This window comes from Streptomyces sp. NPDC048523, assembly GCF_043199815.1.
GTDB lineage: Bacteria > Actinomycetota > Actinomycetes > Streptomycetales > Streptomycetaceae > Streptomyces.
In genome coordinates this window covers 42,550-62,228 of the sequence record NZ_JBICWQ010000003.1, presented here as the reverse complement: position 1 = coordinate 62,228, position 19,679 = coordinate 42,550, and the positions used below count along the sequence as shown (strand labels likewise).

17 protein-coding genes are annotated in these 19,679 nt (G+C 70.4%); 8 read left to right on the top strand and 9 right to left on the bottom strand.

Annotated elements, in window-relative coordinates; genetic code table 11:
* Positions 1-174: 174 nt before the first annotated feature.
* Positions 175-1,575 carry an MFS transporter gene (locus ACGFWE_RS16045; RefSeq protein ID WP_393600250.1) on the bottom strand — a complete coding sequence of 467 codons (1,401 nt, stop codon included), beginning with the start codon at positions 1,573-1,575 and terminating at the stop codon, positions 175-177.
* Between the two features lie 104 nt (positions 1,576-1,679).
* Here ACGFWE_RS16045 and ACGFWE_RS16040 point away from each other — a divergent pair, with 104 nt between their 5' ends.
* Together ACGFWE_RS16040 and ACGFWE_RS16035 are read left to right on the top strand one after the other, a co-directional pair.
* Positions 1,680-2,249: a TetR/AcrR family transcriptional regulator gene (locus tag ACGFWE_RS16040; RefSeq protein WP_352390742.1), complete on the top strand. Its 570-nt coding sequence runs from the start codon at positions 1,680-1,682 to the stop codon at positions 2,247-2,249.
* Positions 2,250-2,327: 78 nt separating this feature from the next.
* Positions 2,328-2,933: a dihydrofolate reductase family protein gene (locus ACGFWE_RS16035; protein ID WP_393600249.1), complete on the top strand. Its 606-nt coding sequence runs from the start codon at positions 2,328-2,330 to the stop codon at positions 2,931-2,933.
* Between the two features lie 16 nt (positions 2,934-2,949).
* On the opposite strand, the gene ACGFWE_RS16030 is transcribed toward ACGFWE_RS16035, so the two are convergent.
* Genes ACGFWE_RS16030 through ACGFWE_RS16015 form a run of 4 tightly spaced genes read right to left on the bottom strand, consistent with a single transcriptional unit; the run spans position 2,950 to position 7,523 of the window.
* A complete protein-coding gene (locus ACGFWE_RS16030) occupies positions 2,950-4,308 on the bottom strand; it encodes a GH1 family beta-glucosidase (RefSeq protein WP_393600248.1) in 1,359 nt (452 codons plus the stop codon).
* A 20-nt stretch (positions 4,309-4,328) separates the two neighbouring features.
* Complete coding sequence (locus ACGFWE_RS16025) at positions 4,329-5,168, bottom strand: carbohydrate ABC transporter permease (RefSeq protein WP_352390804.1); 840 nt, start codon at positions 5,166-5,168, stop codon at positions 4,329-4,331.
* Positions 5,169-5,181: 13 nt separating this feature from the next.
* Positions 5,182-6,201: a carbohydrate ABC transporter permease gene (locus ACGFWE_RS16020; RefSeq protein WP_393600247.1), complete on the bottom strand. Its 1,020-nt coding sequence runs from the start codon at positions 6,199-6,201 to the stop codon at positions 5,182-5,184.
* Between the two features lie 5 nt (positions 6,202-6,206).
* Positions 6,207-7,523, bottom strand: a complete 1,317-nt coding sequence (locus ACGFWE_RS16015) for an extracellular solute-binding protein (protein WP_352390745.1) — start codon at positions 7,521-7,523, stop codon at positions 6,207-6,209.
* A 160-nt stretch (positions 7,524-7,683) separates the two neighbouring features.
* Between ACGFWE_RS16015 and ACGFWE_RS16010 the strand changes: the two genes are divergently transcribed.
* Complete coding sequence (locus tag ACGFWE_RS16010; RefSeq protein WP_352390746.1) at positions 7,684-8,919, top strand: ROK family transcriptional regulator; 1,236 nt, start codon at positions 7,684-7,686, stop codon at positions 8,917-8,919.
* A gap of 37 nt (positions 8,920-8,956) precedes the next feature.
* On the opposite strand, the gene ACGFWE_RS16005 is transcribed toward ACGFWE_RS16010, so the two are convergent.
* Both ACGFWE_RS16005 and ACGFWE_RS16000 read right to left on the bottom strand, forming a co-directional pair.
* Positions 8,957-9,250 carry a putative quinol monooxygenase gene (locus ACGFWE_RS16005; protein WP_352390747.1) on the bottom strand — a complete coding sequence of 98 codons (294 nt, stop codon included), beginning with the start codon at positions 9,248-9,250 and terminating at the stop codon, positions 8,957-8,959.
* A 15-nt stretch (positions 9,251-9,265) separates the two neighbouring features.
* Positions 9,266-11,827, bottom strand: a complete 2,562-nt coding sequence (locus ACGFWE_RS16000) for a GH32 C-terminal domain-containing protein (RefSeq protein WP_393600246.1) — start codon at positions 11,825-11,827, stop codon at positions 9,266-9,268.
* A 315-nt stretch (positions 11,828-12,142) separates the two neighbouring features.
* On the opposite strand from ACGFWE_RS16000, the gene ACGFWE_RS15995 reads away from it, so the two are divergent.
* The 4 genes from ACGFWE_RS15995 (at position 12,143) to ACGFWE_RS15980 (ending at position 16,418) form a co-directional block, all read left to right on the top strand.
* The gene (locus ACGFWE_RS15995; protein WP_352390749.1) at positions 12,143-13,159 is read left to right on the top strand and encodes a sugar ABC transporter substrate-binding protein; all 1,017 of its coding nucleotides are present in this window, start codon (positions 12,143-12,145) and stop codon (positions 13,157-13,159) included.
* A 304-nt stretch (positions 13,160-13,463) separates the two neighbouring features.
* Positions 13,464-14,477 (top strand): ABC transporter permease, encoded by a 1,014-nt coding sequence (locus ACGFWE_RS15990; RefSeq protein ID WP_393600245.1) that lies wholly within the window; start codon positions 13,464-13,466, stop codon positions 14,475-14,477.
* Positions 14,474-15,310, top strand: a complete 837-nt coding sequence (locus ACGFWE_RS15985) for an ATP-binding cassette domain-containing protein (RefSeq protein WP_352390751.1) — start codon at positions 14,474-14,476, stop codon at positions 15,308-15,310. The genes ACGFWE_RS15990 and ACGFWE_RS15985 overlap by 4 nt, the downstream gene beginning before the upstream one ends.
* Positions 15,311-15,386: 76 nt before the next feature.
* The gene (locus ACGFWE_RS15980) at positions 15,387-16,418 is read left to right on the top strand and encodes a LacI family DNA-binding transcriptional regulator (protein ID WP_352390752.1); all 1,032 of its coding nucleotides are present in this window, start codon (positions 15,387-15,389) and stop codon (positions 16,416-16,418) included.
* A 4-nt stretch (positions 16,419-16,422) separates the two neighbouring features.
* Here ACGFWE_RS15980 and ACGFWE_RS15975 read toward each other — a convergent pair whose 3' ends face one another.
* Together ACGFWE_RS15975 and ACGFWE_RS15970 are read right to left on the bottom strand one after the other, a co-directional pair.
* Positions 16,423-17,469, bottom strand: coding sequence for a CU044_5270 family protein (locus ACGFWE_RS15975; RefSeq protein ID WP_352390753.1), 1,047 nt, complete (start codon positions 17,467-17,469; stop codon positions 16,423-16,425).
* Entirely contained in the window at positions 17,466-18,113 is a 648-nt protein-coding gene (locus tag ACGFWE_RS15970; RefSeq protein WP_393600244.1) for an RNA polymerase sigma factor, read from the bottom strand. Before ACGFWE_RS15970 ends, ACGFWE_RS15975 begins: the two co-directional genes overlap by 4 nt.
* Before the next feature lie 149 nt (positions 18,114-18,262).
* Between ACGFWE_RS15970 and ACGFWE_RS15965 the strand changes: the two genes are divergently transcribed.
* The gene (locus ACGFWE_RS15965) at positions 18,263-19,606 is read left to right on the top strand and encodes an MFS transporter (protein WP_393600243.1); all 1,344 of its coding nucleotides are present in this window, start codon (positions 18,263-18,265) and stop codon (positions 19,604-19,606) included.
* Positions 19,607-19,679 lie beyond the last annotated feature (73 nt).

Here is a 19,679-nt window from a genome sequence, read left to right as displayed (position 1 = left end):
CGCTCAGGGTCTCCTTGGGTCATGGCGGCGACACGGGCACGGACCGCGGCGCCGTCCCAGAGCCCGCGGCGGCCGGCCTTGTCACTGGTCACAGCGGCACGGTACTGGCGGTCCGCGCGTCACCGCAGGTTCACCCCGCGTCAGACGGCGGACCATGGGACGCCCGGAGGAAGTTCACGGAGTGCGCCGCGCGCCGAGGTCCGGGCGCTGCTGCGACGCAGGCGCGGGCGCGGGCGTCGGCCGGGACCCTGCCAGCCACAGGCCGGTGCACACCGCGGCGGCCAGGGTGACGGCTCCGGCCACGGCGAAGGCGCTGTCGAGACCGGCCTCGAAGGAGGCGCCACCGGACTGCCGGGCGCGCACCACGGCCCCGAGCACCGCCACGCCGAGCACCGCGCCGATCTGCCGCGTGGTGCTGCTGATGCCCGACGCGAGACCGCCCTCCTGCGGGTCGACCGCCTGGATGGCGGCGCCGGTCAGCGGGGACATGGTCAGGGCGAAGCCGACGCCGACCGTGGCGAGCCGCCACGACACGTTCGCGTAGCCGGTGTCCGCGTGCACCCCGCCCAGCGCGAGGAGCCCCAGCCCGGCCAGCGCCAGACCGCCGGTGACCACGGACCGGTAGCCGTACCTGCCGGCGAGGCGGCCCGCGAAGGGGCTGACGACGACCATGGCGAGGGTGGTGGGCAGGGTCTGGAGTCCGGCCCGCAGGATCGAGCTGCCCTGGACGTACACGAAGAACTGCGAGAAGAAGAACGACGAGCCCATGAGCGCGAACCCGACCACGGTCATGGCGGAGTTGGAGACGGTGAACAGCCGCCGGCGGAACAGGCCCGGCGGCAGCATCGGCGCGGGGTGCCGCCGTTCCACGGCGACGAACGCGGCGAGGAGAGCGGCCGCCGCGGCGAAGCCACCGAGGATCACCGGTGAGGTCCAGCCGCGTGAGCCGCCTTCGATCAGGGCGTAGGCCAGGGTGCCGACCCCGAGGACGGACAGGATCGTGCCCGGGATGTCGAGGGCGCGGGCGTCCGGGTTGCGGGACTCCGCAAGGACGCGCCGGCCGGCCACCAGCAGGACCACGCCGATGGGCACGTTGACCAGGAAGATCGCGGGCCAGCCGAACGCCTGCGACAGGACGCCTCCGGCGACGGGCCCGGCGGCCAGGCCGATGCCGCTGAGCCCTGCCCACAGCCCGATCGCCCTGACCCGTTCCCGCGGGGCGGGATGCGCGGCCACCAGGAGTGCGAGCGAGGCGGGGCTCAGGGCCGCGGCCCCGACCCCCTGCAGCACCCGCCCGGCCACCAGCCAGCCGACCGAGGGGGCGACGCTGCACAGCACGGACGCGGCGGTGAACACCGCGACACCGCTCAGGTACACGCGCTTGCGGCCGAAGCGGTCGGCGAAGACTCCGCCGGACAGCAGCAGCATGGCGACCAGCAGGACGTAGGCGTCGACGATCCATTGCAGGCCGGTCAGTCCGGTGTCCAGGCGGTGCTGCATGTCCGGCAGTGCCGCGCCGACGATCGTGTTGTCGAGCAGCACCATGAACTGCCCCAGGCAGGTCACCACGAGCATGACGTCCCCTCCCCCTCAGCTAAAGCAGCCGTCAGCTGCATTAAGCGCACGGTAGAGCGACTCCGCACGCAAACGCAAGTACTGGCTGCTTTAAGGTGGGAGGCATGGACGAGCAACAGCCCACCCGGCGGCCCGGCGGACGCAGCGCCCGCGTCCGCGCGGCGGTGCATCAGGCCGTGACCGACCTGGTGGGCGAACGCGGGTACGGCGGATTCACCGTCAGCGAGGTCGCGGCCCGCGCGGGAGTCGCCGACACCACCGTCTACCGGCGTTGGGGCAGCCTCGAAGCACTGCTCACCGACGTGACGCTGACCCGCCTCAATGCGCGCTCACCGATGCCCGACACCGGGGACCTGGTCAGCGACCTGCGCACCTACGCCGCCGCCGTGGCCCGCGAGATCACCGGACCCGACGGTCTGGCCGTGCTCCGGCTGGCCGTCGCCCTGTCCGCCTCCGGACCCGAGGGCCTGCGCCTGCGCGACGACTTCCTCGCCGAACGAGCCCGGCAGTTGCAGTCCATGCTCGACCGGGCGCGCGAGCGCGGGGAGCGGGCCCCCGACGCGTTGACCGTCGTCGACCACGTCATGGCCCCGATGTACATCCGCGTCCTGTTCGGCGCGGGCCCGCTCACCTCGGAGTACGTGGAGGGCCTGGTCGACCGTCTGCTCCGGTGACGGCCGGGCGGCCGAGTAGCCGGTGCCGATGAGTTTCCGGCGGTCGTGCCGTCTACCCCTCGACGAAGGGAGCGCACCATGCGCAAGATCACCGTTTGCACGTTCCTGTCGCTGGACGGCGTCATGCAGGCGCCGGGCGGCCCGGACGAGGACGCCGAGAGCGGCTTCGAGCACGGCGGCTGGCAGAAGCCGGTGCCCGACGACGAGGTGGGCGCGGCCATCGCCGGTTGGTACGAGCACTCCGACGCGATGCTGCTCGGCCGCAAGACGTACGAGATCTTCGCCTCGTACTGGCCGACCGCCGATCCCGGCAACCCGTTCACCGACCGGATGAACGGCATGGACAAGTACGTGGCGTCCCGGACCCTGACGTCCGTCGAGTGGCAGAACTCCACGCTGCTGGAGGGCGACATCGCCGATGCCGTACGCGAGCTGAAGGCCTCCGACGGCGGCAACATCAACGTCGTCGGCAGCGGCGACCTCGCCCAGACCCTCATGCGGCACGGCCTCGTCGACGAGTACCGGCTGACCATCCACCCGGTGATCATCGGCACCGGCAAACGGCTGTTCGCCGACGGAGCGATCCCCACCGCGCTGGAGCCGGTCAGCGTCTCTACGACGAAGGGCGGCACCGTCGTCGGCGTCTACCGGGTCAATGGTGAGCCCGGCTACGACAGCTACTGAGGGGCCGGAGCCCGGTTCAAGCAGCCTTGCGCCCCCTCTCCTCGTGCGCCCGGATGACGTCCGCGTACCGGTACCCCGTGCCCTTGATCGTGCGCCGCTGCGTCTCGTAGTCGACGTGGACCAGGCCGAAGCGCTTGTCGTAGCCGTAGGCCCACTCGAAGTTGTCCAGCAGGGACCAGGCGAAGTAGCCGGCCAGCGGGGCGCCCTTGCGGGCGGCGGACGCGCAGGCGGCGAGGTGGTCGATCAGGTACTGCTGGCGTTCCGGGTCGTCGACCGTGCCGTCGGGGCGTACGACGTCGGGGTAGGCGGAACCGTTCTCGGTGACGTAGAGCTTGCGGGCGCCGTACTCGTTCGTGAGGCGGAGCAGGAGGGTCTCGATGCCGTGCGCGTCGATCTCCCAGTCCATGCCGGTGCGGGGCACGCCGGGGCGGGCGACCTGACGGGCCCGTGGCGCCGGTCCGGTGGGGTCGTCGGCGACCGTGACCGGCATGTAGTAGTTGAGGCCGAGCCAGTCCAGGGGGGCGGCGATCACCGACAAGTCACCTTCCTGTTCCGGCAGTTCGACGCCGTAGACCTCGCGCATGTCCGCCGGGAAGCCGCGGCCGTGGACCGGGTCGAGCCACCAGCGGTTGGTGTGGCCGTCCATGCGGCGGGCGGCGTCGAGGTCCTCCGGGCGGTCGGTGGCCGCGTGGACCGTGGAGAGGTTGGTGACGAGGCCGACCTGCGCGGCCGGGGCCGCGGCGCGGATCGCCTGTGTGGCGAGGCCGTGGCCGAGGAGCAGGTGGTAGGAGGCGCGGACGGCGGCCGTGAGGTCGGTCAGGCCGGGGGCCATCTTCCCCTCCAGGTGGCCGATCCAGGCCGAGCACAGGGGTTCGTTGAGGGTGGTCCAGTGGTCGACCCGGTCCCCCAGCCGCCCGGCCACGACCGAGGCGTACGCCGCGAAGTGCTCGGCGGTCTCGCGGGCGGGCCAGCCGCCGCGGTCCTGGAGCACCTGGGGCAGGTCCCAGTGGTAGAGGGTGACGGACGGGGTGATGCCGGCGGCCAGCAGGGCGTCGATCAACCGGTCGTAGAAGTCGAAGCCCTTGGGGTTGACCGGGCCGTCGCCGCCCGGGATCACGCGCGGCCAGGCGACGGACAGGCGGTAGGCGTTGGTGCCGAGCCTGCGCATCAGGTCGATGTCCTCGCGCCAGCGGTGATAGTGGTCGCAGGCGACGTCGCCGGTGTCGCCGCCCGCGACCTTGCCCGGGGTGTGCGAGAAGGTGTCCCAGATCGACGGCGAGCGGCCGTCCTCCGACACGGCTCCCTCGATCTGGTAGGCCGCCGTGGCCGTGCCCCACAGGAAGTCGTGCGGGAGTGCGGCGAGGTCGATGGTCACGAAAGTCCTTTCACGGTCGGTCACTTGACGGCGCCCGCCGTCAGCCCGGCGACGAGATAGCGCTGGAGCAGCAGGAACCCGGCGACCACGGGGACGCTGACGACCAGCGAGGCGGCCATGATCTGGTTCCAGTACACGTTGTTGAGCGTGGAGTAGCCCTGAAGGCCGACGGCGAGGGTGCGGGTGGTGTCGTTGGTCATCACCGACGCGAAGAGCACCTCGCCCCAGGCGGTCATGAAGGCGTAGACGGCGACCGCGACGATCCCGGGGATCGCGGCCGGCACGACGACCCGGAACAGCGCGCCGAGGGGCCCGCAGCCGTCCACCAGCGCGGCCTCGTCCAGATCGCGCGGCACCGAGTCGAAGTACCCGATCAGCATCCAGATCGAGAACGGCAGGGAGAAGGTCAGATACGTCAGGATCAGCCCGCCCCGCGAGCCGAACAGGGCGATCCCGGTGGCGTTGCCGATGTTGACGTAGATCAGGAAGAGCGGGAGGAGGAAGAGGATCCCGGGAAACATCTGCGTGGACAGCACGGTGACCGTGAAGACGCGCTTGCCGCGGAACTCGTAGCGGCTGACCGCGTAGGCGGCGAACACCGCGATCACCACCGAGCAGACGGTCGCCGCGCCCGCCACGATCAGCGAGTTCACGAAGTACCGCGCGAGCGGGATCGTCGACCAGATGTCGATGTACGGCCGGACGGTCAGCCGGCTCGGCAGCCAGTGGAACTCGCCCGTGACGTCCGCGAGCGGCTTCAGCGAGCTGGAGACCATGACGTAGACCGGCAGCAGGACGAAGCCGGTGAGCAGGGTGAGGAAGATCCGCCGGGACCAGAAGAACGAACGCGGCGGCGCCATGGGCGAACGGGGGCTAGACATCGGCCGGCTTCCTTCCCCGGGAGGTCAGCAGGAGGTAGACGCCCGTCACCACGAGCAGGAACAGCAGCAGGAGTACGGACATCGCGGAGCCGGTGCCGAAGTTCCAGGTCACGAAGGACGCCTGGTAGATGTGGACCGAGATCAGGTCCGCGGCCTCCGGGGCCGACCTGCCGAACAGGACGAACGGCGTGTTGAAGTCGTTGAACGTCCACAGGAACAGCACCAGGACCAGCACCTGGTTGACGGGCCGCAGGGACGGGAGCGTGATCCGGCGGATCTGCTGCCACAGCCCGGCCCCGTCCAGGGCCGCCGCCTCGTACAGCTCGCCGGGGATGTTCTGCAGGCCGGCCATGACGATGAGGAAGGCGAACGGCCAGCCCTTCCACACCGAGACGGTCAGCAGCGCCCAGAAGCTGTTGTCGCCGATGAGCCAGAAGGACGGCTTGTCGGTGAGGTGGAGCTGGCCGTGCAGGACGTGGTTCACCAGGCCGTTGTCGTGCTGGAACATGAACACCCAGGTGATGACGGCCGCGTAGACCGGCAGGGCGTACGGGATCAGGAACAGGGCGCGCAGCAGGCCCCGGCCGCGGAAGGTGTCCTGCAGGTAGACCGCCGCCGCGGTGCCGAGCAGCCAGCACAGGCCGACCGACAGCAGGGTGAAGGCCACGGTGACGAGGAACGAGTGCAGCAGCGCCTCGCCGACCGGGGCGTCGAAGTCCACCGAGACCTGGTAGTTGTCGAGGCCGGACCAGGGCGCGGCGCCCCAGTCGCGGATGTAGAACTGCGTGAGCTCCTTGAAGCTCATCACGATGCCGATCACCATCGGCACCAGGTGGACCAGGAGTTCGAGGAGCAGGGCCGGCAGCAGGAGCAGGTACGGCAGGCCGATGCGGCGGATCCTTCCGGGGCGGCGGCGGGGACCGGGCTTCGCCGCCCCGGAAGCCCCGGAAGCCCCGGAAGCCCCGGAAGAGTTCTCGTGCACGGCGGCCTCCGCGGGCGCGGTGGTGGTCATCGTGCTCACTTCGCCGGCATCTGCTGCTGGGCCTTCTCCAGCGCCGCCTTCACCGATTCCGTGGTGACCGCGCGCCCCGCGGCCGCGTCGGCGAACAGGTCCTTGACGGCGGTTCCCACGGCCGTCTCGAACTGCGACTCGTCGGCGACCTGCGGCAGGGCGGCCGCGCTGGTGGCGAGGGTGTTCTTGAGGACCGCGTTGGGGCCCGAGCTGAAGGTGGAGTCCTCCTGGACGCTCTTCACCGGCGGGATGGAGCTGTAGGCGGTGTTGAGGATCTTCTGCTCGGCGTCGCCGGTCATGAACTTCACGAACTTCTTGGCGCCGTCGATGTTGTCGGTGTTCTTGAAGACGGCCAGGTTGATGCCCATGACGGCCGAGTTGACCTGGGTGCCGGCGCCCGGGGTTCCGGACTGCACGGGCACGGGGGCGATGCCGTACTTGTCCGCGCTCATGCCCTGGGACTCGAGGTTGGAGGACGCGGACTGCCACAGCAGCATGGCCTGCTTGCCCTTGGCGAAGTCGCTCACCGACTGGTTCTGGGCGTACTCGGCGTCGCCGGTAGGGATGACCTTGTCCTTGGCCATGAGGTCGACGTACTGCTTGACCGCGGCCACCACGTTGTCGTTCGTGAAGTCGGGCTTGCCGTCGGAGGTGAAGAAGTCGCCGCCGTGCTGCTTGGCGAAGACGAAGACGTGGTGGATGTTCTCCGAGAGGTTCGCGCCCTCCGCGCCGAGCGCGGACTTGCCCTTGGCCTGGATCTTCTTGCCGTCGGCGATCAGTTCGGCCCAGGTGGCCGGGGGTGCGGTGATGCCGGCGTCGGCGAAGATCTCCTTGTTGTAGTAGAGGGCGTAGGACATCGAGTAGAGCGGGACCGCGGCCGGGTCCTGGCCCTGGGCGCCGGTGGAGCCGAGCGCGGAGTCGACGAAGCGGTCCCTGCCGCCGATCGCGGCGAAGTTCTTGGCGTTCCAGGGCAGCAGCGCGCCGGTGGCCTGGAGGGAGGCGCTCCAGGTGTTGCCGATGTTGAGGACGTCGGGGCCCTGGCCCGAGGTGGTCGCGGTGAGGATCCGGTTGAGCAGGTCGGACCAGGGCACGACCTCGACCTTGACCTTGATGCCGGTCTGCTTCTCGAACTTGTCGAGTTCGGGCTGGAGGACCTTCTTGTCGACCTCGATGCTGGCGCCCTGGTTGGAGGCCCAGTAGGTCAGGGTCTTCGGTGAGTCGTTGGACCCGCCGCTCGTCGACGAGCCGCCGCCACAGGCGGTCACGAGAGTCAGGAGGGAAACGGTGACCGCACCGGCGGCCGCGGCTCGGGTTCTGCGCATGGCTCTGGAGTCCCTTCCAGGGAGAGACCCCGGGTGCGTTCGCTTCCCGAACACCACCCCGGAGTTAATTTATGGCGTGATTTAAGACGCGAAGGAAAGTCGCGTCAAGAGTCGGCGCAGCGGTATCTTGCAGGTCGAGGCGGCGTCGGAAGGGATCCACATGGCGGGGCGGAACGGGCGGACGGTGCGTGACCTGCGACGGGGCAATCGGACGGCCGTACTGCAACGGTTGTATTTCGACGGGCCCATGAGCCGCTTCGAGCTGGCGCCGGCCACCGGTCTGAGCGGCGGCTCCATCAGCAACGTGGTCGCGGAACTGGTGGAGGACGGCCTGGTCGAGGAGGCCGGCACCGTCGAGTCCGACGGCGGCCGCCCCCGCACCCTGCTGCGCGTCGCCCCCACCGGCGGCCACATGATCGGCGTCGACGTCGGCGAGACCCGCGTCCGCGTCGAGCTCTTCGACCTCACCCTCACCGAACTCGCCCGCACCGAACGGCCCCTGGAGCATCACGGCTACGACGTCGAGGTGATCGTCGGCCACATCCGCGACGGCATAGCGGAGGTCCTCGCCGACACCGACATCGCCCCCGGACAACTGCTGGGCGTGGGCATCGGCGTCCCCGGCATCGTGGCCCGCACCCCGGAGCAGGGCGCGGTCGTTCACGGCCAGACGATCGGCTGGGACGCCGTCCCGCTGGAGTCCCTGCTGCGTTCGACCTGTGAACTCCCCGACTCCGTCCCGTACTTCATCGACAACGGCGCCCGCACACTGGGCCAGGCCGAGCTGTGGTTCGGAGCCGGGCGGGGCTCCCGCAACGCGGTCGTCGTCCTCTTCGGCTCGGGCATCGGAGCCTGTCTCGTCACCGAGGGGGTGGAGTACGGCCGCCCCCTGGAGTGGGGCCATGTGACCGTGCGGGTCCGGGGGCGCCGCTGCCGCTGCGGCGCGCTGGGCTGTCTGGAGGCGTACGCGGGAGCGGGGGCGCTCGTCGACCGCTGGCGCGAGGCGGGCGGCCACCCGCCCGAGGGCACCGACGAGGAGACCGCGCTGGCCGCGCTGCTCGCCGCCGACGACCCGGCGGCCCTCGCCGTCCTGGAGGAGACGGCCGAGTACGTCGGCGCCGGCCTGTCCGACCTGGTCAACCTCTTCCAGCCCGAACGCATCCTCATCGGCGGCTGGGCGGGCCTCCAGCTCGGCCCCCGCCTCCTGCCCGCCGTACGCCGGTACGCCGACGCCTACGCCCTGCGCCACCCCGCCGACCGCGTCTCCATCGACCTCGGCCGACTCGGCCCGGACGCGGTCACGGTCGGCGCGGCAAGCCTGCCCCTGGCCGACCTCTTCGCCCGGGGCGGGCGGCCCGCAGCACGCGGCCGTGACCGCGAGAGCGCGACCGGCTGACCCGGCCGGAACGGGGGCCCCTCCCGGCCCGGCCCCGTCAGGCCACCGGGTCGAGGAACGTCAGTACGGAGGCGGGCTCCTCGATCAGCGGGGTGAGCGCGGCGTTGAAGGGGCCGCCGTACGGGGCGTTCAGGTGCGCCTGGAAGGCGTCCTCGTCCCGGTACACCTCGAAGATCCAGAAGGCGCGGGGGTGCGAGGCCTTGGTGTAGACGTCGAAGGCGAGGTTGCCCTCCTCCGCACGCACCTTGCCCGCGTACTCCACGATCATGCGGGCCACCTCGTCCTGCGCTCCCTCACGGGCGGTGAACTCGGCGAGCAGGGTCTTCTTCACGGTTTCGTGTCCTTGTCAGTCGCGGTAGGAGCCGAGGTGCCGGACGCGTGCGCGGTCCAGCCTCACCGAGCCGTTCTCGGCGAAGACCTGCACCCCCTGGCTGTCGGGGTCGGGGAAGATCTGGTCGGTGATCACGGCCTCGCCGCTGCCGCCGAAGACCTCGACGGAGGACCAGTCGACGAGGATCCGCAGCGTGACCTTGCCGTTCTCGGCCTTGAGCGGCGCCCGCTGGACGCCGGGGAAGGCGCTGCTGAAGTCCGCGGCGCCGGAGCGGGTCCGGTCGACGTACAACTCCTCGGTCGTGGTGTCGTAGCCGATGGCGGTCTCCTCTCCCCCGGCGCCGGTGCGCACCTTGAGGCCGAAGCGTTCGGCGTCCCGGAGGGAGAAAGTGGCCTCGATGTCGAGTGCCTTGCCCCGCGCGTCCGGGCCGGTCAGCGGCTGTGAGGCGCTGGTGACAGTGACTCCGGTCGCCGTCGCCGCGGGCCCCTCGCGCAGGGACGCCAGGCCGGCCACCGGTTCGCTGGTCAGTCGCACACGGCCGTCCACGGTGCGCAGTGCCATCCGGCGCGGGACGCTCTGTGCGCCGCGCCAGGGCGAGGTCGGGATGGAGCCGCCGTACTCCCAGTCGTTCATCCAGCCGATCATGTACCGCTCGTCCCCCGGGGCGTCCTCCCAGGACACGGCCGCGTAGTAGTCCTTGCCGTAGTCGGCCCAGTCGGCGCGCTGCACGACGGACTTCGCGGGAGCGGCCGCGGTGGTGAACCGGTCGGCCATGATGTGGCCCCAGCCGCCGGTGTTGTTGTCGACGATCTGGATCCGGGCCTGCCTGCCCGCGTAGGGGCGCAGGTCGAAGGAGGCCCAGTCCAGGGTCTCGCTGTCGGAACCGGTGGCGCTGCGCACGACCTCACCGTCGACGAGCAGGTTGACGGAGGTCTCCCGGGAGACGGGCCGGGCCCGGGTGTCGGACAGCACGACGTGGTCGACGTTGAGGTGCCCCCAGCCGCCGGTGTTGTCGTCGACGATTCTGATCCGCGCCTTCTTCCCGGCGAGGTCGCGCACGTCCCAGGAGGCCCAGTTCAGCGCCTCGGCGTCGCTTCCGGTGGCGCTGCGCACGACCTGCCCGTCGACGAGGAGCTCCATAGCGGTCGGCTGGTCCGAGCCGGCCGGGTGGTTGCCGCCGCCGATGAGGAAGTCGACGTAGTCCTTGTCGAGGGTGAACTCGGGTGAGGTGAGGGTGCCGGTCGTGGCGTCGCCGTTCAGGTAGCTGTTGACCAGGCCGTCGCCCAGCCAGCCGGTGACCTCCTGCTGGCCGGGGAGGGTGCCGGTGGCCGGTGCGGTGCCGAAGGCGTCGCCGGTCGTCGTCCAGTCGCCGTAGGTGCCGTTCTCGAAGTCGGCGAGGACCGTTCCCTGCGGTGCGGCTTCCCGTTCCGGCACGGTCCCGTCCTGGTGCGGGTGGTTGCCGCCGCCGACCTTGAAGTTCAGATAGCGGCTCGCGACCGTGAAGGGCTGCGAGGTGAGGGTTCCGGTCGTGGAGTCACCGCCGTGGAAGCTGTCGGCGAAGCCCTTGCCGTCGTATCCGGTGACCGCTCCCTGCCCGTCCAGCGCACCGGTCGCCGCTGTCTCGCCGAACGCCGTCCCGGTGGTCGTCCACGGGTCGAATCCGGTGCCCTCGAAGTCCTGGACGACCGTGCCGGCGGGCGGGGTGTAGCCGCCCTTGTCGTCGGCGGTGAACTTCTTGCCGTCGAAGTCGCCCACGAAGTACTGGGCGCCCGAACCACCCGCGATACCACCGGGGTTGATGTTGACGACGAGGACCCACTTGATCTTCTTCGGGTCCCCGTCGACCGCGAGGGGGAACAGGTCGGGGCACTCCCACACCCCGCCGGTCGCACCCGCCGGACCGAACTCGCTGAGCTGCTCCCAGTCCTTGAGGTTCCTGGACGAGTAGAACCGCACCTTGTGCTCGGCGGACAGCGACACCGTCATCAGCCAGCTCCTGGTCGGCGCGTACCACTGCACCTTCGGGTCGCGGAAGTCCTTCGAGCCGATGTCGATGACCGGATTGCCCCGGTACTTGGTCCAGGTACGGCCGCGGTCGGTGCTGTAGGCGAGCGACTGGGCCTGCGTGCCCGTGCTCTTGTCGTGGCTGGTGTAGATCGCCACCATGGGCGGGTTCTTCCTGGTGCCGAACCCGGTCGTGTTGTTCCGGTCGACGACCGCGCTGCCGGAGAACACCATCTCCTTGTCGTCGTGCGACAGGGCGAGCGGCAGCTCCTTCCAGTGCACGAGGTCCTTGCTGACCGCGTGCCCCCAGGACATGTCTCCCCAGGAGTTGCCGCTCGGGTTGTACTGGTAGAAGAGGTGGTATTCGCCCTGGTAGTACACGAGGCCGTTGGGGTCGTTCATCCAGTTCTTCTGCGGTGTGTAGTGGAACTGGGGCCGGTACGTCTCGGTGTACGGCCGGGTGCCGGCCGCGGCGGCCTGCGGGGCGAGCAGGGTCGCGGACAGGGCGCAGACGGTCGCCGCCGCCGCGATCATCCGTATGCGGGCATGCCGGGATACACGTCCAGAAGTCATGGGTCTCCTGTGGTGGTGACGCCCTGGGACCGGCGCTGTCCTCCGCGGCGCCGGCAAGGAATGTCAGCGTTGACTTATGTCATCGTTGACACCGGCCTGATGATGAATGCAATCCGCACGGCTCGTCAACGGTTCGGGCACGAAGCGGGCGGCTGATTCATCGTTGCGGACTTGTGACAGGCGCGGGGCATTGACGTTGCCGGGAGACGGGGTCATCATCCTCGGCAGTGTCAACGATGACATAAGTCAACGATGACACCTAGGGACGGCATGCTCCGATGCCGCCGCTCGCCCGCAATCCCGCTGGAGTCGTTCATGTCTCGCACCCCTCGACTGCCTTCCTCCCTGCTCAGAGTCGCCGCGTGCACGTCGGTCGCGGCCCTCGCCCTGACGGCCTGCGGTTCCGGCTCCGGATCGGGCTCCACGAGCTCCGGATCGGGCACGGTGAAGGTCGGGCTGATCACCAAGACCGACACCAACCCGTTCTTCGTGAAGATGAAGGAGGGCGCGGAGAAGGCCGCCAAGCAGGACGGCGTCCAGCTCATGACCGCGGCGGGCAAGTTCGACGGGGACAACGCCGGTCAGGTCACCGCCATCGAGAACATGGTCGCCGCCGGTGTGAAGGGCATCCTGATCACCCCGAGCGACTCCAAGGCGATCGTGCCCGCGATAGCGAAGGCCAAGGCCAAGGGCGTGCTGGTCATCGCCCTGGACACGCCGACCGAGCCGGAGAGCGCGGTCGACGCCCTCTTCGCCACCGACAACCTCAAGGCCGGCGAGCTGATCGGCGAGTACGCCAAGGCGGCGATGAAGGGCAAGACGGCGAAGATCGCCGCCCTCGACCTCGCGCCCGGCGTCTCCGTCGGCGTCCAGCGGCACAACGGGTTCCTCAAGGGCTTCGGCGCCACCGAGAAGGACGTGGCGTGCGCCCAGGACACGGGCGGCGACCAGGCCAAGGGCCAGACGGCGATGGAGAACTGCCTCCAGAAGGAACCCGGCATCAACCTCGTCTACACCATCAACGAGCCGGCCGCCCTGGGCGCGTACACCGCGCTGAAGGCCAAGGGCCGGGAGAAGGACGTCCTGATCGTCTCCGTCGACGGCGGCTGCACCGGCACCCAGGCCGTCAAGGACGGCAAGATCGCGGCCACGTCGCAGCAGTACCCGCTGAAGATGGCCGCCGAGGGCGTCAAGGCCGTCGTGTCGTACGCCAAGGACGGCAAGAAGGCGTCCGGTTACACCGACACCGGCGTCACGCTGATCACCGACAAGGCCCAGACGGGCGTCGCGTCCAAGGACACCGCCTTCGGCCTGGAGAACTGCTGGGGCTGAGTCAGGCCCCAGCGGACGTACGACTTCGCCTCTCCCCCAGGCCCTGTCGTCACATTCCCGCCTGCCGCGCGACGCCTGGCACGCGCGCTCGCCGCGTTGCCGAACCGCCGACGTGGCTCCGCCACGACGGCGCTCCGGCGCCTTGCGATCGCACGCACCAGACGCCGTGCGGCCCGCCCTCCGGGCGGACGACGGGAATGTGACGACAGGGCCTAAGCGGGGCGGCCGGCCCCGCACCTCCCCGACCCGGGGACGGCCGCCCCCGTGTCCCGCCAGGACTTCTGTCTTCCGACAAGGACTTCGCATGACCGCCACGTCCACGCCTCCGAGCACCTCATCGCCGTACGCCGAGCTCAAAGCGCCGACCGCGGCCCGCAGGCTGCTCACGGCACCGACCACCGGCCCGCTCGCAGCCCTCCTTCTCGCCTGTGTCTTCTTCGCCGTCTCCTCCGACCAGTTCCTCACCGGCGGGAACTTCTCGCTGATCGTGCAGCAGGTCATGGTCGTCGGCACCCTCGCCATCGGCCAGACCCTGATCATCCTCACCGCGGGCATCGACCTGTCGTGCGGCGCGGTGATGGCGTTCGGCAGCATCGTGATCGCCAAGATGGCCGCCGAGGGCTCACTGCCCCCGCTGGTCGCCATCGCGCTGGGCCTGGTCGTCTGCGGCGGCTTCGGTCTGGTGAACGGGCTGCTGGTGCAGAAGATCCCGCTGCCGCCGTTCATCGTCACCCTCGGCATGCTCAACGTGGCGTTCGCGCTGACCCACATCTACTCCGAGGAGCAGACGGTCACCAACCTGCCCGGCCCGCTGACGGCCCTGGGGCAGACCTTCCCGATGGGCCACACCGACATCACCTACGGCTCCCTGGTCACCATCGCCCTGTTCCTGCTGCTCGCCTACGCGTTGAGCAGCACCGGCTGGGGCCGGCACGTCTACGCCCTGGGCAACAGCCCGGAAGCCGCGCGGCTGAACGGCATCCGCACCTCCCGCCTGACCATCGGCGTCTACACCGTCGCCGGTCTCCTCTACGGCGTCGCCGCCCTGCTCCTCATCTCCCGCACCGGAGTCGGCGACCCGCAGGCCGGACAGACCGACAACCTCGACAGCATCACGGCCGTGGTCCTCGGCGGCACCAGCCTCTTCGGCGGCCGCGGTTCGGTCCTCGGCACCTTCATCGGCGTCCTGATCGTCGGGGTCTTCCGCAACGGGCTCCAACTGATGGGCGTCGCCTCGATCTACCAGACCCTGATCACCGGAGTCCTGGTCATCCTCGCGGTGACCGTCGACCAGATGTCCCGGAAGAAGGCCCGATGACCGCCCTCGACTCCCCCGCCCCGATCCTCCAGGCCCGCGGTCTCGTCAAGCGCTACGGCCAGGTCACCGCCATCGACGGCGCCGACTTCGACCTGCTGCCCGGCGAGGTGCTCGCCGTGATCGGCGACAACGGCGCCGGAAAGACCAGCCTCATCAAGGCACTTACCGGTGCGGTGACGCCCGACGCTGGCGAGATCCGCCTCAACGGCGAACCCATCCACTTCTCCGGACCGCAAAGTGCCCGCGCCCACGGCATCGAGACGGTCTATCAGGACCTGGCCGTGGCCGCCTCGATGGACATCGCGTCGAACGTGTTCCTCGGCCGCGAGCTGCGCCGGCCCGGTGTCCTCGGCAGTGTCTTCCGCATGCTCGACAAGAAGCGCATGCGCCAGGAGGCCGCCGAGCACATGGCCGACCTGAAGATCGGACTGCGCTCGCTGACCCAGTCGGTCGAGACCCTCTCCGGGGGCCAGCGGCAGGCCGTGGCGGTCGCCCGTTCCGTCGCCTGGGCCCGCAGCGTGGTCGTCATGGACGAACCCACCGCCGCGCTCGGCGTCAAGGAGTCCGGACAGGTCCTCGACCTCATCCGGCGAGTCCGGGACAAGGGCATGCCGGTCGTCCTGATCAGCCACAACATGCCGCACGTCTTCGAGATCGCCGACCGGATCCACGTACACCGGCTGGGCCGGCGGGCCGCCCTGATCAAGCCCTCCGACTACTCCATGGCGGAGGTCGTCGCCATCATGACGGGCGCGCTCACCGTCGATGACGCCGGAGGTACTGTCGTAGCGGATTCCGAGGCCGCGAAGGCCGCGGGCGTCCAGGCCACCTGACCACAGCATCGACACTCGACGGCATCCGGCCGAGGCCGCGGCCGGAACCCGACGAGCACAGGAGACGGTTTCCTCCATGGCAGCGAACCGCCGCCCGACCCTGGCCGACGTCGCCCGCGAAGTGGGCGTCAGCGCCAAGACGGTCTCCCGCGTTCTCAACGAGGACGGGCCCGCGTCGGCCGAGACCAGGGAGCAAGTGCTGGCCGCCGTGGCCAAACTCGGCTTCCAGCCGAACCTCATGGCACGCAACATCCGCGTCGGCGGGCCCGACACCACCATCGGTCTGGTCGTCCCCGACCTCGGCAACCCGTTCTTCGGAGCGGTGGCCCGCAGTATCGAGGACACGGTCCGCGACCGCGGACTGACCCTGCTCATGGGCTCCTCGGCCGACGACCCGGACCGGGAACGCGCCCTGACGGACAAGTTCCTCTCCCGCCGCGTCAGCATCCTGCTGGTCGTGCCGTCCGTGGGCGCCGACCACTCCCACCTCAAGACGCACCGCGCCACGGGGCTGCCCGTCGTGTTCATCGACCGTCCCGGAGCGGGCCTGGCCGCCGATAGCGTCGTCAGCTCCAACCGCACCGGCGCCCACGACGGTGTCGCCCACCTGATCGCCCACGGTCACCGGCGCATCGGTTTCGTCGGCGACCTGCCGGTCAAGCTCTACACCCGCCGTGAGCGCTTCGCCGGGTACCGGGAGGCACTTGAGCGGGCCGGTCTGCCGTACGACCGTTCCCTGGTCACCAACGCCCATGACCAGCAGGGGGCTTCGGCCGCGACCTCCCGGCTCCTCGGCCTGGCCGATCCCCCCACGGCCCTGTTCGCCGGCAACAACATCGTCGCCCTGGGGATAGTGGCCGAACTCGCCCGCAGCAGACGCAAGGACGTCGCCGTCGTCTCCTTCGACGACGTCCCGCTCGCCGAGGCGCTGGAACCGGCCCTGACCGTCGTCGCCCAGGTCCCCGAGGAGATCGGCAGTACGGCGGCGACCACGGCGCTGTCCCGCCTCGACGGCGACCGCACCCGGGCCCGGACCATCACCGTGCCGACCCGGCTGATCGTGCGCGGCTCGGGCGAGCGGCCCGCCCCCCGGTTGCAACGGGCCTGATCCGTCAGCCCGCCTGCCCCGGCACCTGCTTCATCTCGTTCACGACCGCCCGCTGGGTGATGGCGATGGTGAAGGTCACGGTCCCCTTCTTGAAGGTCTCGCTCGGCTCGACCTGCACAGTGCGCTCACCGAGGAACGCGTACGTCTTCTTGTCGAAGATCCACTCGGTGCGCTCCCCGTTCTGCTCGTCGAGCCGCGCGATCGCGACCCCGTGGCGCCCCACCGCGTCGACGGCGTCGTCCACCGCGACGACGCCGGGGATCTCGGCGGCGGCCTTGTAGAGCGCGGCGGTGAGGCGCGCGGGCGGGTAGCTCTCGATCAGCAGGTCGCCGATGGCGACGAAGGCGGCCTGGTCGCGGGGGACTTCGGGATCCCGGTTGGCGTCCGACTCCTGGTAGATCTTCCGCAGCAGGGCCCGGGGTTCGGTGGGCAGCTGGGTGAGCCGGTTGTAGGCCGAGCTGAGCGGGTTCGGTCCGGCCAGGGTGGTGCCGTCCTCGCTCGTGTTGCCCGGCTCGATCAGCCAGCCGTTCCTGCCGTCGGGGGACTGCCAGACCTGGCGGGAGTGCAGCTTCTCGCTGACCACCGTGGTCTTGTCGTCGACCGTCTTCGGGTAGGTGTTGGCGACCTTGGACGCGATGTAGAGGAACTGGTCGTCGCGCACGGTGGGTTCGGTGGTGTCGGCGGCGGCCAGGGAGATGTGGTCGAGCAGGCGGTCGGCGCCCTGGGCGTCGGCGGCGCCGATCCGGGTCGTCAGGGCGGGCCCGGTGGCCAGGGAGGCGTTCGGGTCACCGCCACCGGTCAGGGCGAGTCCGCCCACGACCGCACCGGCCAGGGCGCAGGCCATCGCCGGCAGCAGGATCGCCCGGCGCAGGAACGGGTTGCGGCGTACGGGGGCGACATCGGTGGTGCGGAGGTCTTCGCGGATCTGGGCCATCATCTGCTCCTTGTGGAACTGGTGGCGGCCCGCCGGCAGATCCCGCTCCACGGAGGGCAGAAGACCCTGGGTCTCCGTCCACTCGGCCGGGTGCGGCTGGGAGGGGCTGGCGTTCATCGGTTTCCTTCCTGTGCGGACCGGATCACGTAGTCGCGATCACCTGTTGTCTGCCGGTTCGTTCGGGTGAGTTCCCTGTTTCTTCGTGCCGGTCGGGCCAGTTCGGCCTCGGCGAGCTTGCGCAGCCTGCCGCGCGCCCGGGACAGCCGGGAGCGGACGGTGCCGACGGGGATACCGAGGGCGCGGGCGGCGTCGGCGTACTCCAGCCCCTCCCACAGGCACAGCACCAGGACCTCGCGTTCGGGGCGTCTCAGGGAGCCGAGCGCGGTCAGGGTGGCGGCGATCCGGCGCCGGTCGTCGACCCGCCCGGCGGTCTCCTCGGCATGGTCGGCGACCTCGGGTACCCCTGCCGCGGCCGCCGCGCCGGCCGCGGCCCGGTAGCGGCGGTTGCTGCGGTAATGGGACCGGGAGACGTTCGTGGCGATGCCGAGCAACCAGGGCCGCAGCGAGCCCCCGTCGGCCTCGACCGACGCCCGGCGCCGCCAGGCCTCCATGAACGTCGCCGCCATGACGTCCTCGGCCACGGACCAGTCGGCGGTCAGCCGGAAGGCGTGGTTGTACACCGAGCGGGCGTACTGGTCGTAGAGCTCCGCGAAGGCGTCCGGATCCCCGGCCCGTATCCGGGTTCGCATATCTGTGGTCACGCACTCAACTGCCCGGGCGGATCAACGGGTTCCAGTGATGCACGTCACACTCCCCCATCGCTTCCCTGTCAATGTTGTGCACTTTATTGACGGCAGTCACCAGACAGCCTAATTTCACGGTGTCCTTCCCCCGCTCAAGGGAGACCGCGATGTCCCCGTCCCCCACCGCAGCAGAACGCACCCGCCAACTCCGCCGAGTCGCCCTCTCCGGACTGCTCGGCACCGCCGTCGAGTTCTACGACTTCCTCGTCTACGGCACCGTCGCCGCCCTCGCCTTCGGCGAACTGTTCTTCCCCGGCGCCGACCCCGCCGTGGGCACGATCGCCGCGTTCGGCACCTTCGCCGCCGGATATGTGGCCCGCCCGATCGGCGGCGTCGTCTTCGGCCACTTCGGCGACCGCCTCGGCCGCAAGAACATGCTGCTGCTCACCATGGGCCTGATGGGCGGCGCCAGCTTCCTCATCGGCCTGCTGCCCACGTACGACACCATCGGCGTGTGGGCCCCGGTCCTGCTGATCACCCTGCGCGTGGTCCAGGGCATCGCCATCGGCGGTGAGTGGGGCGGCGCGACCCTGATGGTCGTGGAGCACGCCGGCGAGCGCCGCCGCGGTCTGTGGTCGAGCTCCACCCAGATGGGAGCCCCGCTCGGCTCCCTGATCTCCGCCGCCGTGGTCGCCCTGGTCTCCACCCTCCCCAAGGACCAGTTCGCGGCCTGGGGCTGGCGCGTGCCGTTCCTGCTGAGCGTCCTACTGCTCGGCGTCGGCCTGTTCGTCCGCCTCAAGGTGGTCGAGAGCCCGCTGTTCGCCGAGGTGAAGAAGGACCGCGCCGAGTCGAGGCTCCCCGTCCTCGACGTCCTGCGCCACCCGAAGCCCGTGCTGCTGGCCTGCTGCGTCGGCATCGGCGCCTTCACCGCCCAGTCCCTGCTGACCAGTTACCTGATCGCGTACGCCACCGGCATCGGCTATCCCCGGCCGCAGGTGCTCACCGCGCTCACCGTCTCCGCCGCGGTCGCCCTGGTCGTGCTGCCCTGCGGCTCCGCGCTCTCCGACCGGTTCGGCCGCCGCCCGGTCGTCCTCACCGGCGCGATCCTGTCCGCCGCCACCGCGTTCCCCGTCCTCGCTCTGGTCGACTCCAAGTCGTCGGGGGCCCTGATCCTGGCCGTCGTCATCGGCCACGGCATCTCCCAGTCGCTGATGTACGGCCCCCTCGGCGCCCTGTTCAGCGAGATGTTCGGCACCAAGGTCCGCTACACCGGCGCCTCCCTGGGCTACCAGGGCGCCACCCTGGTCGGCGCCGGGTTCTCCCCGATGATCGCCGGCAGCCTGGTCGCGAGCAGCGGCAACGGCACCCCCGTCGCCCTCCTGCTGTGCGGCGGCTCGCTGATCACCGCGCTGACGGTGTGGTTCGTCCGCGAGACCAGCCGTACCTCACTCGGCGACGAACCCGCCCCCGAACTCCCCACCACCCCCCACACGGAGGAGATCACCGCATGAAGCACGGCACCCGCATCGCCTGCACGGCAGCCCTCCTGCTCACCCTCACCACCGCACCCGCCGCGACGGCGTC